This window comes from Paenibacillus sp. WG02 (assembly GCF_055396115.1).
Genome location: NZ_AP036016.1, coordinates 3,564,900 through 3,584,475, shown reverse-complemented (window position 1 = coordinate 3,584,475; position 19,576 = coordinate 3,564,900). Strand labels below are relative to the sequence as shown.

Annotated in this window: 19 protein-coding genes; 1 reads left to right on the top strand and 18 read right to left on the bottom strand. The window is 45.2% G+C overall.

Annotated elements, in window-relative coordinates; translation table 11 throughout:
- Positions 1-145 precede the first annotated feature (145 nt).
- The 17 genes from recO to rsgA all read right to left on the bottom strand — a co-directional run bounded on the left by recO (position 146) and on the right by rsgA (position 13,528).
- The gene (gene recO, locus ACBP55_RS15850) at positions 146-895 is read right to left on the bottom strand and encodes a DNA repair protein RecO (RefSeq protein ID WP_464652735.1); all 750 of its coding nucleotides are present in this window, start codon (positions 893-895) and stop codon (positions 146-148) included.
- Positions 896-947: 52 nt separating this feature from the next.
- Positions 948-1,100, bottom strand: a complete 153-nt coding sequence (locus ACBP55_RS15845) for a YqzL family protein (protein ID WP_082562144.1) — start codon at positions 1,098-1,100, stop codon at positions 948-950.
- Positions 1,101-1,196: 96 nt separating this feature from the next.
- On the bottom strand, positions 1,197-2,096 hold the full coding sequence (era, locus tag ACBP55_RS15840; RefSeq protein WP_057303091.1) for a GTPase Era: 900 nt from the start codon (positions 2,094-2,096) through the stop codon (positions 1,197-1,199).
- A 6-nt stretch (positions 2,097-2,102) separates the two neighbouring features.
- Positions 2,103-2,516 carry a cytidine deaminase gene (gene cdd / locus ACBP55_RS15835; protein ID WP_464652734.1) on the bottom strand — a complete coding sequence of 138 codons (414 nt, stop codon included), beginning with the start codon at positions 2,514-2,516 and terminating at the stop codon, positions 2,103-2,105.
- A gap of 32 nt (positions 2,517-2,548) precedes the next feature.
- Positions 2,549-3,253, bottom strand: a complete 705-nt coding sequence (locus ACBP55_RS15830) for a diacylglycerol kinase (protein WP_464652733.1) — start codon at positions 3,251-3,253, stop codon at positions 2,549-2,551.
- Entirely contained in the window at positions 3,253-3,780 is a 528-nt protein-coding gene (gene ybeY, locus ACBP55_RS15825; protein ID WP_464653327.1) for an rRNA maturation RNase YbeY, read from the bottom strand. Before ybeY ends, ACBP55_RS15830 begins: the two co-directional genes overlap by 1 nt.
- A gap of 41 nt (positions 3,781-3,821) precedes the next feature.
- Positions 3,822-5,960 carry an HD family phosphohydrolase gene (locus tag ACBP55_RS15820; protein WP_464652732.1) on the bottom strand — a complete coding sequence of 713 codons (2,139 nt, stop codon included), beginning with the start codon at positions 5,958-5,960 and terminating at the stop codon, positions 3,822-3,824.
- A gap of 131 nt (positions 5,961-6,091) precedes the next feature.
- Positions 6,092-7,057, bottom strand: coding sequence for a PhoH family protein (locus ACBP55_RS15815; protein WP_029195886.1), 966 nt, complete (start codon positions 7,055-7,057; stop codon positions 6,092-6,094).
- A gap of 6 nt (positions 7,058-7,063) precedes the next feature.
- Positions 7,064-8,257, bottom strand: coding sequence for a sporulation protein YqfD (yqfD, locus tag ACBP55_RS15810; RefSeq protein WP_464652731.1), 1,194 nt, complete (start codon positions 8,255-8,257; stop codon positions 7,064-7,066).
- 34 nt (positions 8,258-8,291) lie between these two features.
- Positions 8,292-8,570: a sporulation protein YqfC gene (gene yqfC / locus ACBP55_RS15805; RefSeq protein WP_029195884.1), complete on the bottom strand. Its 279-nt coding sequence runs from the start codon at positions 8,568-8,570 to the stop codon at positions 8,292-8,294.
- Between the two features lie 154 nt (positions 8,571-8,724).
- On the bottom strand, positions 8,725-9,186 hold the full coding sequence (locus ACBP55_RS15800) for a hypothetical protein (protein ID WP_464652730.1): 462 nt from the start codon (positions 9,184-9,186) through the stop codon (positions 8,725-8,727).
- Positions 9,187-9,207: 21 nt separating this feature from the next.
- Positions 9,208-10,197 (bottom strand): flotillin-like protein FloA, encoded by a 990-nt coding sequence (gene floA / locus ACBP55_RS15795; RefSeq protein ID WP_036633322.1) that lies wholly within the window; start codon positions 10,195-10,197, stop codon positions 9,208-9,210.
- Positions 10,198-10,323: 126 nt separating this feature from the next.
- Positions 10,324-10,983, bottom strand: a complete 660-nt coding sequence (locus ACBP55_RS15790; protein ID WP_464652729.1) for an NfeD family protein — start codon at positions 10,981-10,983, stop codon at positions 10,324-10,326.
- A gap of 136 nt (positions 10,984-11,119) precedes the next feature.
- Positions 11,120-11,563 (bottom strand): GatB/YqeY domain-containing protein, encoded by a 444-nt coding sequence (locus ACBP55_RS15785; protein WP_029195881.1) that lies wholly within the window; start codon positions 11,561-11,563, stop codon positions 11,120-11,122.
- Between the two features lie 8 nt (positions 11,564-11,571).
- Positions 11,572-11,745 (bottom strand): 30S ribosomal protein S21, encoded by a 174-nt coding sequence (rpsU, locus tag ACBP55_RS15780; RefSeq protein WP_029195880.1) that lies wholly within the window; start codon positions 11,743-11,745, stop codon positions 11,572-11,574.
- Between the two features lie 114 nt (positions 11,746-11,859).
- Positions 11,860-12,210 (bottom strand): histidine triad nucleotide-binding protein, encoded by a 351-nt coding sequence (locus ACBP55_RS15775; RefSeq protein ID WP_464652728.1) that lies wholly within the window; start codon positions 12,208-12,210, stop codon positions 11,860-11,862.
- Between the two features lie 256 nt (positions 12,211-12,466).
- Positions 12,467-13,528, bottom strand: coding sequence for a ribosome small subunit-dependent GTPase A (gene rsgA, locus ACBP55_RS15770; protein ID WP_464652727.1), 1,062 nt, complete (start codon positions 13,526-13,528; stop codon positions 12,467-12,469).
- Positions 13,529-13,719: 191 nt separating this feature from the next.
- Between rsgA and ACBP55_RS15765 the strand changes: the two genes are divergently transcribed.
- The gene (locus tag ACBP55_RS15765; RefSeq protein WP_464652726.1) at positions 13,720-15,642 is read left to right on the top strand and encodes an FAD-dependent oxidoreductase; all 1,923 of its coding nucleotides are present in this window, start codon (positions 13,720-13,722) and stop codon (positions 15,640-15,642) included.
- 70 nt (positions 15,643-15,712) lie between these two features.
- Here the strand turns inward: ACBP55_RS15765 and ACBP55_RS15760 are convergent, their stop codons facing one another.
- The gene (locus ACBP55_RS15760) at positions 15,713-19,567 is read right to left on the bottom strand and encodes a TIM-barrel domain-containing protein (RefSeq protein WP_464652725.1); all 3,855 of its coding nucleotides are present in this window, start codon (positions 19,565-19,567) and stop codon (positions 15,713-15,715) included.
- Between the last annotated feature and the right edge of the window lie 9 nt (positions 19,568-19,576).

The following is a 19,576-nucleotide window of genomic DNA, read 5'->3' as shown; positions in this document are numbered from 1 at the left end:
ACATTAGACATTAGTATGTAAAGTAGACGAGAACAGAACGAAAAGCATGAGAAAAACCTCACCGATATGCGGACAGCACAAGGGCGAGGTGATTTCCACCACATCATATCAAAGCCGAAATCACATGTCAAATTAGACATTAGCACTATATATTGTATTTTTCCATTTGCTCAATAAAGCCTCTGGATTTCCACTGAACACCAACATGGATATCCATATATGCTCGCATACAGGTCTTTAGCTGCGCCTTTGTCTCTTCCTTTACTTGTACAGCACCAAGTCTGCGCATATCCATGCGAGGAAAAATTTTCAGAAGCTTAAGCGCTCCTTCACCGATAGGAATAGCCGCAGCGTCTTTGTATCGACAGCGAGCACATAAAGTCCCGCCCATTGCAGGGCTAAAGGTCGTAATCCCCGACGTTTCTCCACAGGAGACACAAGCATTTGTCACTGGAAGATAACCGGCAAGATCAAACATCTTCATTTCATAGAGGTGAACGACGATCTGCATGTCCTTGCCCTCTTGAATCGCCATTAAACCAGCTTTCAGCTGCTCAAATATATAAGAGCTGCCTTCTTCGTCACCAAGCATTCGGTCTGTCATCTCCACCAAATAGGAAGCATGCGCAGACATATGTAAATCTTCCCGCAAAGCATGATGGGCTTCGATAATCTCAGCACTATTCAGAGACCCCATCTGACCTCTTTGTTTGAAAAAAACAAAATCGCCGTACGTAAAAAGCTGCGTAACGGCGGCATGTCGACTTTTCACTTTCTTAGCGCCCCGAGCCATGACACCAACCTTACCCAACTCGGGGGTGAATAAACTAATAATCTTGTTCCCCTCTCCATAGTCCATACTACGGAGTACAATCCCCTGTACGCTGCGCAGCAAATGACTTCCCCCATGAATGCCGCTCTGAACATACGAGCTAATGAATATGAATTTACATATTCAGACCTTCGAGCGGCTCTTCGTTACTTTGATCCTCTTCCTGTACATCCGTGTCCATACCCGGTTCTCCGGAAACTTGTTTGTACAGCAGATAGGCATCTACATCACCGGTCTTTGAAAAATACGTCCACGAAAAATCTTTCATGTTCAGCATCCTCCCCATTGAACGTGATGTTCTTAGGATGCTCAGAGGAAGCTTCTCTATGCGATAAAAAAACTGGAACTGTTAGGGAAAAATCTGTTAGTCGTGTCGGAAGCCAAGATCACGCAGAACTCTGTCTTGATTTCTCCAGTCTTTCTTCACTTTAACCCACAGCTCCAAGAAAGTTTTGGAACCAAGCAGCGTCTCGATATCACGGCGAGCCTGTCTGCCGATTTCTTTCAGTAAACTTCCTTGTTTGCCAATGACAATACCTTTTTGCGAATCTCGCTCCACGAATATGACGGCTGAAATATGGACTACACCATTGGGCTCGACACGCATGTCTTCAATCTGGACGGCAATGGAATGCGGAATTTCTTCTCGCGTCAAGTGCAAAATTTTCTCCCGCACGAGTTCAGCACATACGAATTGTTCCGGGTGATCCGTAATTTGGTCGGCTGGGTAGTACTGCGGACCTTCTGGCAAGTAGCGAACAATTTGTTCCAGCAGTGTTGTGACATTGTTACCTTTAAGAGCAGAAACCGGCACAATTTCAGCAAAGTTATACAAATCTTTGTAATTTGTAATAATCGCCAGCAGCGCTTCAGGCTGAACAAGGTCTATTTTGTTTAACACCAGAATGACGGGCGTTTCAACATGCTTTAGCTGCTCGATAATATAGCGGTCACCGCCGCCAATCCCCTCGGCAACATCCACCAAAAACAGGACCGCATCCACTTCCCCAAGCGTCCCATGCGCCACTTTACTCATATAATCGCCTAGTTTGGAAGTCGGTTTATGAATTCCTGGCGTATCCAGGAAAACAATTTGGCCGTTATTGGATGTATAAACCCCATGGATTTTGTTTCTTGTTGTCTGAGGCTTATCTGACATGATAGCAATTTTTTGTCCGATAATTTGGTTCATCAGTGTTGATTTCCCTACGTTCGGACGTCCAATGATAGCGACAAAGCCTGATTTAAATTCTTTTTTAGCCACTTCTAGTTATCCTCCATTTGCATGCAAATCTTTCGTTGTGAAAGCACCCGGCAATAAGGCAGACACAGTCGTTTCTGCAAAATCACCTTTCATATTGCCAAGATAAACGGGCATATCCGGTTGACATAGTTCTACCAATACCTGGCGGCATACACCACATGGGGAGATTGGGCCTTCCGTGTCCCCCATAACCGCTATTGCTTGAAAGGAACCTGCCTTATGACCATCCGCGATTGCACGGAACAATGCTGTTCGCTCAGCGCAGTTGGTCGGTCCATATGCGGCATTTTCTACATTACAGCCATAATGCACTTGACCGTTCGCGTCCAGAAGCGCCGCACCAACTTGAAAATTCGAATAAGGCGTATATGCTCTTTTCATCGCTTCTTTCGCGTGTTGAATGAGTTCTTGTTGATTCATAATCATCAACCTACTTTCATTTTATATTAACGTTATAGCATGTTAAGGCAGGAAAAAGCGAGGATTGTGACCATGATGCCAATAAGCGCTCCAAGAATTAGTGCTGGAAATGGTCGCTTTCTTTTGTCATACAGCATAATAAAAATAAGGGCAGAGAGCGTATATGCAAGCAGTGCAACTATTGTTTGCGAGACGAAAATCGTAATGACAGTAGAAATCGCAAAGGCAATTGCCGTCAATAAACTAGGGCGTACCAATTTCCCTTTATCCGAGAAACGCGTTTCAATCACGATAACCGTCAAAACAACAAGGGCAATAAGGACCCATATCGTTCCCGCGGATACGGGATTATCCTGCATTCTGGAATTTCGCAGTAAGTGATCAATCGGCTCATAGAATACTATCATGCCTACAATCACTGCAAAACCTGCAGACACCAATACGGACGCCGCGGCGACGTCCTTCGCAATTTTGGCTAACGGATGGCGATCTGGCATAGCCAAATCCACTGTTTTCTCCACAGCCGTATTGATGAGTTCAGTAACAATCATTAGCGTTACTGCCAGCAGAATAAATAAAATGTCCGTTTTGGGCAGATGGATAAAAAGCGCTGCCAACAAAACAAGAAAAGCAACGCAAAAATGGAATTTCATATTGCGCTGCGTATCTAAAGCATATTTGATTCCTTCATAGGCATACCGGAAGCTCCTGCGCCATTTACGGAAGCCGTCCGACATTAGCGGGTCAAACCTGCCTTCTGCAAAATGTCCTCCTGCTTAGCAAACATAATCTTTTCTTCCGCTTCACTTTGGTGATCATAGCCGATCAAGTGAAGAAACCCATGAACGAATAGAAATCCGAGCTCTCGCTCAACGGAATGTCCATAATCTTCGGCCTGAGCGATCGCACGTGGAACCGAAATAATAATATCGCCTAATGGCTCAATAAACCCTTCAGACACCGTCTCACCGTCTTGAAGATCTTCTAGGTCGCCATCACCATTATCCTCGTAGTTGATTTGAATTTCATCATCTCCGAACTCACTCATTGCAAACGAAAGAACATCGGTTGGTTTATCTAAGTCACGGTACTGTTTATTAAGCTCTTGAATCGCTTCATCGTCTACAAATGTAAGGGCAACTTCCCCCTCCGTAACGCCTTCAAGCTCGCCTGCTAAACGCAGCAGCTCTTCAAGCTTTTCTATAAAAGCAGGCGTGATTTCTTTCATTTCCTGCTCACTGCTCCACTCTAACGTTAAATCCATACTTGCCATACAGTGCCCTCCTTTAATTGATCATAGATTCATTAAGCCCCTGACTTCTTTGGAGCTAGCTCATTTGGATATTCTATCCTGGAGTGGAAGATTCCTAGCAAGGTTTCGTTTAATGTTTTGGCAATCTTATCGAGCTCTTTGAGCGTAAGATCACACTCATTAAATTGGCCGTCGTCCAATCGGGACTTAATAATTTTGTGCACCATCGAATCGATTTGTTCCAGCGTCGGATTACGAAGTGATCGAACAGCAGCCTCGACACTATCTGCTATACCCACAATGGCGGCTTCTTTGGATTGGGCTTTGGGTCCTGGATAGCGAAAATCCTCTTCGCGGATTTCTTTCTCACTGCCCTCATCCTTGGCTTGTTTTACTGCTTTATGATAGAAATAGTGCAAAAGCGTCGTTCCGTGATGCTGCTCGGCAATGTCACGCAACGGCTTAGGCATTTTATAATCCTTAAGCATTTCAACACCATCACGAGGGTGCGCTATGATGATGGACTTACTTAAATTGGGATCAATTCGATCATGCGGATTCTCAATATTCGTTTGATTTTCAATAAAGTAGCTTGGGCGCTTGGTCTTGCCAATATCGTGATAATATGAACCAACTCGGCACAGCAGCCCGTCGGCTCCGATGGATTCAGCAGCAGCTTCCGACAAATTGCCCACCATGACACTATGATGATAGGTCCCTGGCGTCTCCGTAAGCAGCTTGCGCAGCAACGGATGATTCGGATTAGAGAGCTCAACCAATTTGAGCGGTGAAAGAATACCGAAGGCTACTTCGAAAAAAGGCAGCAGCCCAATAACGAACACAACCGTCAATAATCCGCCTGCAGCCGCGAAAGAAAGCGACAGAAGGGCCTCTTTCTTTTGAAAATGATCTTCCATCAACAGCATCGATGTAATCGTCAACATGGAGAAAAAGGCAATCATGAGACCTGCTTTTAGAATGGTAGCCCGTTGGCTTGCCCTTTGAATCGTAAACACTGCACTAAAACAAATAGCCAAGCTAACTAATCCGAAACGGTAGTCAAAAAGCAGCACATGCTCCGTGTTAAAGATAATACTAGCCATTAAGGAGAATAAGACCGATGCAATGAACGCTAGCGGAGCATCCAGTAAAATGGCAATCAGGATACTTCCTAACGCGGTCGGAGCCAGATAACCAATATAAGGATAATCTAGATTTTGAACGAGAGAGATCAATTTCATTCCAATAACATTGATAAGAAATATAAGAATGAGCATCACGAGCTGAGAATTATTGTACTTGATCGGCAAAGTGCTTTGTCGGACAAACATATAAATTGCGAAAGACAAGAGAGCCGAAAGAATACAGAGCCCAAATTGCGGCAAGTAATTCGCTTTGTCCTTCAAAAGTTCTAGTTTATCCAGCCTAGCGTATATCTCTTCCGTTATGACATCCCCGACTTTAACGAGCACATCATTCTTATTGATGTATACCGGTTTCACGCTCTCTCTAGCTTGTCCTTTGGCATCCTCGGTACCCTTTTGATCAAAAAATTTATTCGGCGTTATGAGGGCTCTCGCGATTTCGGTAAGCATTTCACGGGAAGTATTCTTCGTCAGGTTCGATGTATTCACCAGCTCAGCGACTTTAGCTCGGGCCGTCTGCGCATCCAAGATTTGATCATTCATCAATTTGTTAACGATGTCTTTCGTTACAGGACGCATGGCTGCTAAATCATCCTTGGTCAACCTTGGAAGCTTAAAATAAGTTTCCTCCGGCAGCGGGTAATTCTGTTCGGCAAGCCCCTGTTGGATTTGTTCAAGTAATAAATCGTTATATTGACCGCTGATACGAAGTGATTTAATAGATTGATTTTGCGTATCGCTGATTAGCTGCGGAATAACACGGCGGTAAATGCTGACTTTGTCATCAAATTTCACTTCTTCATCCGCATTGATTTGCAATAATTTATCATAAATAACATCAATAAGCGTATCATTTTTGAGATTTACAATGCGATAAACGGGTTGGACGCGCTTAGCCGCATCTTCTTTCGCTTGTTCAGTAGCAACTGCGTTTTCGATTTGTCTAGGTGCATAAATGGTTTTTTCACTCGTCGTTCCTAACACAATATCATAAACTTGAGGCACAAGCTTGACGTAAAGGGACATATAAAAAATTAAAGCCAGCAAGAGAAACAACAGTACCCGTATACCTGCACTGTATTTCCATCCGTTCAGACTGGTAATGAAATTTGCCTCTCATTTGCACTTCATTTTTCTTCACGGAAGGTCATTCCTCTCTACCTAACAACCTTGCTCAGTTACTTATCATTTTCAGCATTGTACGCAACAATGATTTTCTGAACAAGTGAATGTCGAACCACATCCTGCTCATCAAAATAAATAAAGCCAAGTTCCTCGATACCGCTGAGAATGCGGTTTGCTTCCACGAGACCGGACGATTTGCCACGGGGCAAATCAATTTGCGTAACGTCCCCGGTAATCACCATTTTGGAACCGAAACCAAGTCTTGTCAGAAACATTTTCATTTGTTCAGGCGTTGTATTTTGCGCCTCATCCAGAATGATAAAAGAATCATCTAGTGTTCTCCCGCGCATATAAGCCAGAGGAGCAATCTCAATAAGTCCTCGTTCTAATGACTTGGCTACCTGCTCAGGTCCAAGGACATCATTAAGAGCATCATACAATGGGCGTAAATAGGGGTCAACTTTTTCCTGCAAGTCCCCTGGCAAAAAGCCTAGACTTTCTCCCGCCTCAACAGCAGGGCGTGTTAATACAATCCTTTTGACGGCACCTTCCTTAAGCCTCGTAACGGCAAGCACAACAGCCAAATAGGTTTTACCAGTTCCTGCGGGTCCAATACCGAAGACGATATCTTTCTTCTTAATCGTCTCGACATACTTCCGTTGCCCGATCGTTTTGACACGTATTGGCTTACCCTTATGTGTAGTCGTAATTTCACCTTTGAACAAATCAAGCAATTGGTCGGTTTTCATCTGCTTCGCAAGTTCAACCGCATACAAAACATCCCGCTCTGTCAACGTATAATTATTACGGATAAGCTGTAAGAGAACCTCAAAAAGCTGCTGAAGTGAGTTCACTTCCGCAGCAGACCCTTGTATCGTTATTTCGGCTTCACGTGTATAGATTTGTGCAGGAATCTCCCGTTCGATGACATGCAGGAATTTATCTTGCGGTCCGAACAAAGCTAGTCCTTCAACCGGATTTTTTAATGTAATTTTCACAGATTGCGCGTATTCTACCAACAGGCCTCATTCTCCTCGTATCACAATTGGTTGTTCTTCGGCGATATTTTCTTCGACTTCAAAATGCACGTCTATATAAATTTTACCATTCTCTGTTTTTTCATGCAAAATTTTTTCGCCGACAATTCTAGCATCTGCTCCTTCGGCTCCAAGTAATTTAGCTTTGGCCTGCTCTAATCCCGTCTTTTTAGCAATCGCTGGATCAATAGGTTCCTCTACAATATGAACCTCCAAAACCTTTTCATGCAGCCAACCGAGGGGAAGTGAAAAAGACCGCCAAGCCAGCGTTTTACGCTCTGGAATCGTTTCGAAATGTTCGAATTTCTGCTTGCCATAACCGCTTACTTGCAGGGCTCTTGTCCCAAATACAAGATAGTTGCGAGTCATAGCTTCACCTGAATATACCCTATAGGTTTTCGTTAGCGGAGTTTCGATTCGGGAGGTATACCAAACGATGCCCTTTACTTTACCACTTGCAACGACTACTTGGCTATTTTGTTCATCGCCAATGGTTCCGGAGATCAGCACGTCCCCTTTTCGCACATACGTATTCGGCTTCACCATAGGTTTGCCTTTATCTGATAAAATCTCGGTAACGAGCGCGTTTTTGGCAGCAACCAAATTCCGAGGATTCATGAGAGGTCCCTTGTCAGGAATGGTTGCCTCAACAACCTTGATCGTAATATGCGTACCTCGAATTTCGACACCAACCCAAGCCGCATGTGGCAGCATGCCTTGAATTTCTCGCGATAATTCTTCCGCTTTCTTCAACTTAAACTTCCATTGGAACGTATGTATGCCCTGTTTGGATGCAGCTTGTAAAATTTCTGACTCAGAGATACGATCGTTCCCTTCCACACTAACTTGCCATACGAGCGAAGTCAATAAGTAAAGACCTATGATGAAAGCAGCCATGCCTGCAAAAAAAACCTTTCTCCGGCCCAGTCTGTCCATAAAAAAAGGCAGCCCGTGCCTTTCGGTAACATGCACCCGGCAGCCTGTCCGTTTCAGGAGCGGTCTAAGTTTGAAAAAGTCTTTGATCAGGATAAAAAGCTCAAGCTTTCCCCCATCTCCCACTTGAATATCCCATATGGAGAAGCCCTTCTCCATCATGGGATTAATTAATCGTTCACAACCTTCACCTCGTATTTGGATGCGCACATAACCTCGCAAACGAGAAATGAAAAGGGATTGTTTCATGACTCAGCCTCCTGTTCTCAGTCCATTCTTTCATCTATGGTTCATATTTCACATGATCGATCAAGCCTTCAATAAACACTTCTTCTGAAAGAATAGCTCGAATGACTAATTGCTTTCCGAACACTTCGAGCGTTCCTTTCGTTAATTCGAGCTTTAAATTTTCACTTGAAAAATGAAGTACACCCCGATGATTCTCTACATAAAGCTGTACGTTGCCGATCATCGTAATTCGCGGCAAGTCCTGTACCACATCCTGAGGAAGATCAAGGATTTTGGCCGTGAACTGGTTCCATTTGCGGGTCAAGCGACGCATAGCTGGGAGTACCCCCTCTAACTAGATGATCATGAATACAGAAAAAGCGCAGAGACTTTCTACCAAATTATGCGGAGAGAGCCAGTTTTATGTGAAAAACCTGTAACACAAAGAACGCCCTCTCGATCCATCGAGAGGGCGTTCTTACATACTTTTATCGGCGATAAGGCTTCTTAGACCTAGGCGGGCCTAGAATTTCTGCCCACAAAATTCCTTGCAGGAGCTGATCTTGACTCGGTTGTTCTGGAAATGGACTCTGCGTAGAAATCGCATCTGCATAAATAGGCGAGTTTTCATGAATAACCTGTGTAGGCGAGCCGAATGGAGATGCTTTCTGATTGGGCATAGTCGAGACTGCCTTGGCCTTGTTAGAACGGCCAAACTCGTCTTGCACGCGTCCCGATTGCAAGGTCGAACCAAACCCCTTCTGCTCGGGTTTCTTCGCTGCTACCGGTCGCGTAGCGCCATTGGGGGTATCACCAAAGGATGGCATTCCTGGCCTCGCCTTGGTTTCCTGAGTCGTTCGCCGGCTCTTACTTCGAATTTGATAAAAAAAGGCAAGTGCTGCAATAACCAGATACCAGTTCTTTAACAAAATTCCAATGAGCTGTTCCATCTGATCACCTCTTCAAAACTACTATTCTTTCTCACTCTTGCCATCATTAATTTTGCCAAGGGAAGAACGCATTTGTGTATCAGCGTCGATATTTTTAAGATTCATATAGTCCATGACACCTAGTTTACCATTTCGAAGTGCTTCAGCCATCGCAAGCGGTACTTGTGACTCCGATTCGACAACCTTCGCACGCATTTCTACGACTCTGGCTTTCATTTCTTGCTCGGCAGCAACGGCCATCGCACGTCTTTCCTCGGCTTTAGCCTGTGCGATTCGCTTATCGGCTTCGGCCTGTTCCGTTTGTAAATGGGCGCCAATATTTTTACCTACATCCACATCCGCAATATCAATCGATAATATTTCAAAAGCCGTTCCGGCATCCAATCCTTTACCCAGAACTGTTCGAGAAATTAAATCCGGATTCTCTAGAACATCTTTGTGAGAGTCACTGGAACCCACTGTAGTAACAATCCCCTCACCTACACGTGCGATGATCGTTTCCTCGCCTGCGCCCCCTACAAGCCGGTCAATGTTGGCTCGTACCGTAACCCTGGCAATAACTTTTACTTCAATACCGTTCTTAGCCACCGCAGAAACATTAGGCGTCTCAATGACACGTGGATTTACACTCATTTGAACCGCTAACAACACATCCCGCCCCGCTAGATCAATAGCCGCTGCACGCTCAAACTCCAAGTGAATCTTCGCTCGGTGAGCAGCAATTAAAGCATTGACAACCCGGTCAACGTTACCGCCTGCAAGAAAGTGGCTTTCAAGCTGATTGACACTTAAATCAATACCCGCTTTAGTAGCCTTAATCATCGGATTAACGATCCTGCTCGGTGTCACGCGGCGAAGCCTCATGGCAATTAAAGTAATAATGCTAATTCTTACTCCGGAAGCAAGCGCCGAAATCCAAAGCATGACAGGTACAACACTCAGCAATACCGAAAGCGCAATAATAATGATGGCCGCAACCAACACCAAATATAATCCTGGTTCTAAATTCATTTTTTTCCTCCTAATATAGGGATCTTTGGGCGTAGCTCAAAGTCTCTCCGCTTTGGGATCTTTGGGCGCGTAGCTCAAAGTCTCTCCGCTTTGGGATCTTTGAACGTAGTTCAAAGTCTCTCCGCTTTACTTCGTATCCGACTCTCGTACTACAACGCGAACTCCTTCTACTTCCATAACGATTATATTCCTTCCGTTGGGAATAAAGCTGCCATTCGTCACCACATCCACACGCTCACCGTGAATGATTGCCGTTCCTGCCGGGCGCAGCGGAGTAATCGCTTCTCCCGTCATTCCAATCAAATAGGCTCGATCTGGGCTGGACGTAAATCCTTTGTTCGTTGTTAGCTGCTCCTTAAGTATGAAACGGTTCCAAATACCGCGGTGCTTAAAGGTTTTGATCGCGAAGGAGATTGCAACGATTGCTAAAATCAAAGCGATACCTAGCATTATGGCGGCTTGCGTGGGATCTGAAGAAGCCATCAGAACCCCGCCAAAGAGACATATTGCACCTAATACACTTAGAATCCCAAAACTCGGAACGACCAATTCTAGGATAAGAAGAAGTAACCCGATTCCGAAAACAGCCATGTCACCGAAACCAGCAAAACCAGCTAAATAAAACCCAAGAAAATAGAGTGCGAAGCCAGCTACCCCCGCTAAAGCGAGCAATCCACTGCTGAAAAAAAGCAGTTCCAATGCAATTCCAATGATCCCAACCACTAATAATACCGTCGCTGTTACGGGATGAGTCAGAAAGGCAGATAAGTTTTCTACAAACATCATCTTTCACTCCTTTCCTTGAATCTTCCTTATCACTAATATGTACGCTGCAATACACAAACTGTTTCGTTTTTGTCCAAAAGAACAACAAAAAACCGAGAGGACTTGGCCCACTCGGTCTTTTCTAACATATTTGTTATTAACCTAATAATTGTTGAACTAACTGATTGATAAGTTTACCATCAGCGCGTCCTTTGACCTGAGGCATCAATGCCGTCATCACTTTGCCCATATCCGCTTTGGAAGAAGCACCAATTTGCTGGATGGTCTGCTGTACAATGGCTTTCACTTCTTCCTCAGAAAGCTGTTGCGGCATGTACTCAGCTAGAATAACAAGTTCTGCCTTCAGGCTCTCGGCCAAATCATCTCTGCCGGCCTTCGTAAATTCTTGGAGGGAATCCTTACGCTGTTTGATTTCACGAGTTAGAACGTCAAGCACTTCATTGTCATCTAAGGCTCTTTTCAGATCAATCTCTGAATTCTTAATGGTAGATCTTACCATTCGAATTACGGAGAGTTTGAACTTGTCCTGACTCTTCATCGCTTGCTTCATATCTTCGTTCAATCGATCGCTTAAGCTCATATTGCCTCCTAGAACTTTCTCTTACGAGCAGCCTCAGATTTAAGCTTACGCTTAACGCTAGGCTTGTCATAATGTTTACGTTTTTTAACTTCTGCAAGAATGCCATCCTTAGCGATGGAACGCTTAAAGCGACGAAGTGCAGCATCTATAGTTTCGTTCTTACGAACTCGAGTTTCTGACAACAGTTTTCCCTCCCTCCGAACAGACCATCTAAGACAAAACGGTTCATCAAATCTCATTATAGGTCATAGTAATTAGGGTGTCAATCGCAAACCTTTCGTTTCGAGAAAGGAAGCTTAATTGTGCACGCCTAATGGCGATAAACGCGCCCCAGCCATAAGATGATAATGAAGATGGTGAACAATTTGCCCCGCGTTTGCTCCAATATTCGTTATAACCCGATAACCTGATTCTTCCACGTCTAGTTCTCTAGCAATTTGCGCAGCCACACGCTGAATTTGACCGATTACATTCCAATCCTCTTCTCCCGCATCAGCGAGTGAAGCGATATGCTTCTTAGGAATAATAAGTGCATGAATCGGAGAAGCTGGCTGAATATCATGGAAAGCAACAATCTGTTCGTCCTCATAGACTTTCTTAGAGGGAAGTTCCCCCGCAATAATTTTACAGAAAATACAATCACTCATTGTTCGGCTTGTCCCCCTCTTTCGTGAAACTACTACATTTAATTTTATCGGATAAGAACGAAAAAATCCAATCCAAATTACAATTTAAAATGGAATATTTGCAAAAAAAAGAAACACCTCATTGATGGTGAGATGGTTCTAGATTGAATGGGTTTCATTCTATTAATAATAGGGAAGTAAGGATAAGGCTAGCAATGCAGCTAGCGGTAGGATTTGTCTTGCAAAGCGACGCCTTGGAATCTAACTGCGAAAAAATTTAACGGTTAGGCTGACTTTTTAAGGACTGGCGCAGCTTTTTCCATTTCGATTTCTCGGCTGCTTGAAGCCCTTTATCTTCTTTGCGCGCCAAATAAGCGAGTTCCTTTTGTAATTTCAAGTAGTTATGAAATCGTTCAACAGCCAAAGTTCCTTCATCTAACGCCTGATTCACAGCGCATTTCGGTTCATTCTCATGCTTACAATCCTGAAAGTAGCACAATTCTGCAAGCTCTTCGATATCTTGAAATGACGTGCTTAGCCCCTCCGAAACGTCCCACAGCTGGAGTTCACGCATCCCTGGCGTATCAATCAATATGCCTCCACCAGGCAGTGTAATGAGCTCGCGGTGGGTCGTCGTATGCTTCCCTTTGTCATCCCCAGAACGGATATCCCCTGTGTCCAGAATATCCTTCCCATAGATGCGATTCACCAAGGTTGATTTGCCCACTCCTGACGAGCCAAGAAGAGCGACAGTATGGCCAGAAGAAATGTAAGCAGCAAGCGCATCCAGTCCGCGATTTTCTGCTGAGCTAATAATATGAATGGGCACACCCACCGCAACAGCCGCGACCTCAGCGGCCAGCGCTTCCGGATCCTCACATAAATCTGCTTTACTTAGAACAATAACCGGATTTGCTCCGCTCTCCCATGCTAACACCATATAACGCTCTATACGGCGTACATTAAAATCTAGATTTAACGCTGTGAACAAAAAAACTGTATCAACATTCGAGGCAACAATTTGTTCTTCGGTGACTTGACCAGCTACTTTCCGGGAAAACTTACTTTTGCGCGGCAACACAGCATGGATCGTTGCCCGCTGTTCTTCTCCTCTTATGGTCAGCACGACCCAATCGCCTACAGCTGGATAGTCTTCGCGACGGAAAGCAAGATGCCGCATTTTACCCGATACCTCGGCTAGCGCTTCCCCGACTTCCGTCTGAACACGATACATATGTTTATGTTCCAAGGACACCCGTCCAACCTGGTATCCTTCGTTTCGGTAAGGTTCGAATGCTTGTTCAAAAAAGGAATTCCATCCTAAATCTTCATTTTTCAAGTGTTTATTTCATCCTCTCATGTGGTTCTATTCTGAAGTATAGACCGCAGATATCGACATCACACGGGAAACAATGGTTTAGATTGTTTTTTCCTTCTTTAATTTTATACGCACGGTCAATTAAGTTGTAGACTGTAAGTCTATTTTTGCATATAATAAGAGTAAATCGAAGGTTGGAATGGAGTGAGCGGATGAGCCAATTCATGAGAGCCTCCACCCGCAAAAAGCGTGATGTGATGATGGAAGTCGCTTTAACCATGTTTATGGAAAAAGGGTATGAGAATGTATCCGTAGACGATATCATCGCGGCGACGAGATCATCAAAGGGAACTTTTTATCATTATTTTAAAAGCAAAGATGCCATCATTTCAGCGCTTTACAGTAAGCAAATTCAATTGATTCAAGAATGGGTGAAGCAGCCTCCCTCCAAGGTCCAATCCCTTGAAGGACACATTAATCGCTTATTCTTAGACTTATCGTCCAACATTCAATCTTCACCCCGATTAGTCCGAAGTTTACAAGCTTTATCCTTGCAGAATGAGACCATAAAAACGGAAGAACAACAGCAATTAAACGTACTTTCTGAAAGTTTATTACATTGGCTTCCCGAGCCTAGAAAAATTGAACTGCTCGTTTGCATGTATGCGGGAACGGTCCGCACCTGGTGCAATCAAGATGACGCCGATTTACTTTCCATGATGAAAAACAACTTAGCCTGGCTTTGGGTAGGTATACGCTCCGCGGAGCCTTACGCATCCCTACAGGTAGAACCAGTCCCCAAGGAGGAACACAAAATGAAAGTAGCTATTATTGGCGGAGGCCTGGCAGGATTAACAGCGGCCGCTTACTTATCTGAGAATCCCCATGTCGAAGGTATCCTTTTCGAGCGCAGCCCGCAGCTTGGAGGACGTGCTTTTACTTACGAAAAAGCAGGATTTACACTCAACTATGGCGCACATGCCATCTATGGGATTGATCGTCATACATTAACAAACATGGAACGTGAGCTTGGACTATCTTTTTCTTCTAAGCAAGTAGATAAACGCAAAGTTTTTTATGCGAAACATAATCAACTAACAGCAGCACCGCTTGATGCTATTAACCTCTTAAAAACCGATCTGCTCAGCACGATGCAAAAAGTAAGATTCGTCGGTGAAATCACAGCCATTATCGCGAATATTCACAACCTAAAAAACTACGCTACTCTTGCTGATTATTTGGCAGACTCCAATGCGGATGAGGACGTTAAAGAATTATGGGAGCATCTGGTTTGCTCCAACTTCTTCATTACACCTGAGGATGCTCGCAACGTCTCCGGAGCAGTAATCAGCGAATACTATCACAACTTGTTCCTTTCCACGAAACCGGTCAATTATGTTTTGGGAAGCTGGGCCGTTATTACGAATCAGCTAAAGCAAAAGCTGACGACGTCCGGCAAATGGGAAATTGCCCTTCAAGAAGGCGTGGAGAGTCTCCGGTATGCAGATCGCAAATTTGTATTGCAAACCAAAAACCGTGAAGTCGCCTTTGACAAAGTGATTTTCGCTATGCCGGTTCAGCAAGTCGTCAAACTTCTGAAAGGTACTGCATGGGAGCCGTTCCTAGCTCCATATGAATCCAATACTGCAACTGAAGTCATGGTGTATGATGTTGGGTTAAGCCGTGTTGTTGCAAGACCTTTCAGCTACATCAGCGACATGGATAACAAGCTGTTCATCAGCGATGTTTCCGCGACGGATCACACACTAGTACCAGAAGGCGGACAGCTGCTGCAGGGTATTGCCTATTTAAGCGACCGCTTCGACAACGAGGAGCAGCGCAAAGCGTACCTGGAAGAGAAGAACCTCCAAATGGAAGCCTTATTTGATAAACATTATCCAGGCTGGCGCGATGTCACAGCCGTGAAACGGGTTTCCAAGAAAGCGATGGTTTCCAGCGTGAAAAACATTGCTTCCAATAATCTACTGCCGATACGAGTGGAAAACGTTCCTTTTTACTTCTGCGGAGACGGCTGTACAGGTAAGGGAGAGCTTGCAGAACGTGCTTTCTCAAGTGCCCGCACCGCGGCGTTATCCATTGTGCAAGAAGTTCAGCAAGCACTTCAAAACGTTTAATCCACTCCAAATAGATGGATTATCATAACAAACAACCAGCCCCCATTCTCAGGGGAGCTGGTTGTTTTGTTTATTGTTTGGTCACGCGCACATCATCAATGTGAAGCGTAGTTCCACCAGGTGAATCCACGTAAAATCCAACATCGATCTGGCCATTGGTCACCATAATATCACTTACACTGATATACTTCCAAACACCGCTGTTACTGATGTTCGCATAAATGGCTGATCCGCCATAGTTTTGAATTTCGGCTCTTGCCGTCGTCGGCGTCGTATTTTTCATACGGACCCAGGCTTCAAATTTGTATTTTACATTATTAACAGGAACACTAATGGTTTGATGGATGCTTTGTTGATACGCACCTGCTGCAAAGAAGTAAGCCCGCTTATCACCCGACCACGGGGATTCCGGCGGATTGGTGGTTGAGCCGCTATCAACGCCATAAGCAACAGCTTGCGTGCCTGGATGCCACTCGGCCCAGTTATTGGTTTGACTCGTGTCACGCTCGAAACCGGGATTGTCTAGCAGGTTCTGCTCAGAAACCGGCGTTCCCGCTGCCGAAGTTGAAAGAAGCAGGCGATCTAAGTTAATGTTCCCACTATCAGCGGCGTCGTATTTAAACGCAATCGTGTTTGCCCCAGCATTTAAAGTCACCGTTTGCACATTATCCTGCCAGACATTCCAATTGGTACCAGGACTCGTGAAACTGGTTTGTCCTAGCTTGGATCCATTGATGTAAGTACTCAATGTTTTCGTTGCTGCACTGCCATTTGCATATCGCAACGCTACCTGATAGCTTCCTGCGCTAGGGACATTCACGTTGTATTTCACCTGCGCGCCTACAGCACTCAAACCGTCTACAAAAGCCGTACCACTGTAGTACCAATGGTTCGTGTTCAATGAGCTGCCACCAGAAAGCTCAGCACTCTCTGCTTCATACTTACCGACGATTGGCGCAAAAGGTACCGTGATGTTGTCGATGTTAACATTGCCCGTATCTCCCGCATCTGAGTAATATTTATAGGTCACAACATTCACACCTGCCGTCAACGGCAGTGTCTCGGATTGCGTAGACCAAGTGTCCCAATTTGCGAGATTAGCGAGCGAGGTGGACTTCACTCTTTTTCCATTAACAAAAATGCTGACAGCCTTAGCCGAGCCTGAAGCATTCGCATAACGTAAAGAAACATTATAGTCACCGCCTGTTTTCACCTTTGGATAGAAGGTGACACCAGCGCCATCATTACCCAAACCATCTACAAATCCAGTTCCCGTATATCCGGTATGATTCGTGTTTATGGACGCCTTTGCAGCAACCGAATTGCCAGAAAGCGATGCATCCTCAGCTTCGTATTGCGAAGAAGTTGCGCTCACGGCAGCAACACCTGTAACAGCAATAGATTTAGAAGAAGCTGTACCTGCCGTCACTTTCACATAGGTGACATCCCCATAGATGTCCTTCCCAGTCGCCCAGCCTTCCCCAGCGGCAGCTTTTAATGCTTCCAAGCTTGCATAAGATGTCATAGCTGCGCTGTTATTCGTAACAGAAGTTCCAGCAGAACCGTGCAGCTTAACGATATAGGATTGGAGAGCCGGCGTGTAACTGCCACTCTTTGCTCCTAATGTAAAACTTAACGAGCCTGACCCATTATCCTGCGCAGTCATATTTTGCTTAAAATAAGTGCCGCTCTCATAGTTATAACTGGCGCCATCATCATCGTAGTACGTGAAACTCGACTGCGTCGTATCCGGAAACACATCCACATCAACGGAAGTGACGGAAGCCTGCCCTACGTAATCCTGTACTTTCTGTGTTGGGATAATGGCACCTTTTTTAATAAAGAGAGGCATGTCTGTCAACGTGTCCGGATTAACCGAATATCGGATGGTTTGACCGCCAGTTATTGCATTGCCTCGCGCATAGTCAATCCATGACCCAGACGGTAAATAGATATCCTTACTCGTCTGCTGTTTATCTACCACAGGTGCAGCCAGCAGCCAGTCACCAAACATCCAAGCATCCGTGTAATTTTTGACGGCCGCATCTGTCGGATAGACTTGCATCAATGGTCGAACGAGTCCATTCCCATTCTCGTAAGCACTTCTCTCATAGGCATACATATAAGGGATCAAGGAGTACCGCAGCTGAATTGCCTCTTTGGAGGCCTCCTCCGCCGTCGATCCGAAGTACCATGGCTGGCGCTGCTGATGGTTGTTCCCATGCACTCGGAAAACAGGCGTTAGGGCACTGAACTGCATCCACCGCGCGTATAAATCGGGATTCGGATTGTTTGTCGTGCCATCCTGCTGATTGAATCCGCCGGTATCCATGCCCCATTTCACCTGGCCATTGTTCACGGAGGATAGCATAACTGCCCTTTGCTCCTGCATCCCGGCAGCCCAGTTGATCCGCTCGCCTTTATTGTATTGAATGCCAATATCGCCAGACCAAAGCGTAGTCGCATACCGCTGGGCACCCGGGTAGAAAGTTCTAGCCGTTTGCCATACACGCTGCGCTCCACTCGTGTAAGCCCGTTGACCTTCGTACATCGTCTGAGACATGTGGCTTGTTGTGAAATTACCAAACCAATATGACGCTCCACCCGAAGATACTTTATCCGTCTCGTCATTCCACCAACCTACGATCCCTTTATTAAGCGCATCTGTGGAATGATTCCAGAACCAGGTACGTTCGCTAGCATTGTAAGGATCGATACTGCGCACAGTTACGGGAATGAAATAATCCTGATACTCGTTATGGCCTGGATAAAAATAACCGCCATTTGTCGCGTCCGTCCCTTGGGTCGTCACATTCGCTGAAGCATCCTTCGTAACGATGCGAGGCTTCGTAATTCCGATCATTTTGATGCCTTTAGCATCCATCGTTGACTTCAGAGAAGTCGTGGAAGCAGAAGGGAAATTAGTCGTATTCCACGCGAATTCACCGTAGTTGGTTTCCCCGTATTTTTTCCAATCGTAGTCGAAAGCGTAAGCATCTATGGGGATATTTTTGGCACGATACGTATCCACATTATTCGTAAATTCCGTCTGATTCGTATCCCACTCAAAGTTCATGAATCCAAGCGACCACTTAGGCAGCATGGGTGGCTTTCCCGTGATTTCCCCTACGTCGGTCATAATTTCTTTGGGGGTTCCGAGCATTATATAATATTCCACGTTTTGTTTTGCATAACGACGTCCCTCAGGAGGGGTCCCACCATAATAAAACTCCATTTGACCAGTTGTGCTATCTGTATAGGGGTAACCGCCATCGCTATCGACTAATAATCCATATCCCGCTGTACTCCAAATAAGCGGACCACCGGAATCTCCCTGTTCACCCGCATGGGCGGCATGATTGGAGGAATTCCTCAGCAAATCGCCCCCGCTATCAAAAGCATTGAAGCTCCGGATGCCATACATATTATCCCCTGTGGCATGAACGAAGCGCACACCGTCTGAGAATACCCCTCCGCCTGATGGTTCCCAGAATAGCGTAGTGCCGTCAGCCTTTTTGACCGTCATTCGAACCGGGTTCTTGGTAATCTCAATCTTCATGTTGGAGGTTGTGATCGTCATTGGATTGGCCGCCGTGTTAATCGTAGCTCCTACTGCTGACCAAGTTTTGTTTGGATCCAGCATCGGCGTCTTCGCGCTTGGCGCTATGCTATTCGGACGATAATCCACCTTCAAAATACCGTTTTGCACCGCTTGAACAATCAAGAGGTCATCACTCGGTCCCGCACCATTATCAACGGTTAGCGTCAAGGTATCTCCAGTGACACTCGAGGAAATGAGATTTCCTAGGCTGCTGACATAAGCATGTGCAGGCGGAGCAGGAAGCAAGGTAAGGGTTGAACCAAACAACGTAAACGCTGTAAAAAAAGCAAGGATACGTGGAATTTCTTTGTTTGGTAGACGCATCAATGATAC

Bases quoted from the DNA above. Each gene is read 5' to 3' on its own strand.
- ACBP55_RS15760 (WP_464652725.1), bottom strand. From the start codon at position 19,567: ATGCGTCTACCAAACAAAGAAATTCCACGTATCCTTGCTTTTTTTACA.
- ACBP55_RS15790 (WP_464652729.1), bottom strand. From the start codon at position 10,983: ATGATGTTTGTAGAAAACTTATCTGCCTTTCTGACTCATCCCGTAACA.
- ACBP55_RS15785 (WP_029195881.1), bottom strand. From the start codon at position 11,563: ATGAGCTTAAGCGATCGATTGAACGAAGATATGAAGCAAGCGATGAAG.
- ACBP55_RS15845 (WP_082562144.1), bottom strand. From the start codon at position 1,100: ATGAAAGATTTTTCGTGGACGTATTTTTCAAAGACCGGTGATGTAGAT.
- ACBP55_RS15830 (WP_464652733.1), bottom strand. From the start codon at position 3,253: ATGTCGGACGGCTTCCGTAAATGGCGCAGGAGCTTCCGGTATGCCTAT.
- floA (WP_036633322.1), bottom strand. From the start codon at position 10,197: ATGAATTTAGAACCAGGATTATATTTGGTGTTGGTTGCGGCCATCATT.
- ACBP55_RS15765 (WP_464652726.1), top strand. From the start codon at position 13,720: ATGAGCCAATTCATGAGAGCCTCCACCCGCAAAAAGCGTGATGTGATG.
- ACBP55_RS15775 (WP_464652728.1), bottom strand. From the start codon at position 12,210: ATGAGTGATTGTATTTTCTGTAAAATTATTGCGGGGGAACTTCCCTCT.
- yqfC (WP_029195884.1), bottom strand. From the start codon at position 8,570: ATGCGTCGCTTGACCCGCAAATGGAACCAGTTCACGGCCAAAATCCTT.
- ybeY (WP_464653327.1), bottom strand. From the start codon at position 3,780: ATGGATTTAACGTTAGAGTGGAGCAGTGAGCAGGAAATGAAAGAAATC.
- ACBP55_RS15800 (WP_464652730.1), bottom strand. From the start codon at position 9,186: ATGGAACAGCTCATTGGAATTTTGTTAAAGAACTGGTATCTGGTTATT.
- yqfD (WP_464652731.1), bottom strand. From the start codon at position 8,257: ATGAAACAATCCCTTTTCATTTCTCGTTTGCGAGGTTATGTGCGCATC.
- cdd (WP_464652734.1), bottom strand. From the start codon at position 2,516: ATGAATCAACAAGAACTCATTCAACACGCGAAAGAAGCGATGAAAAGA.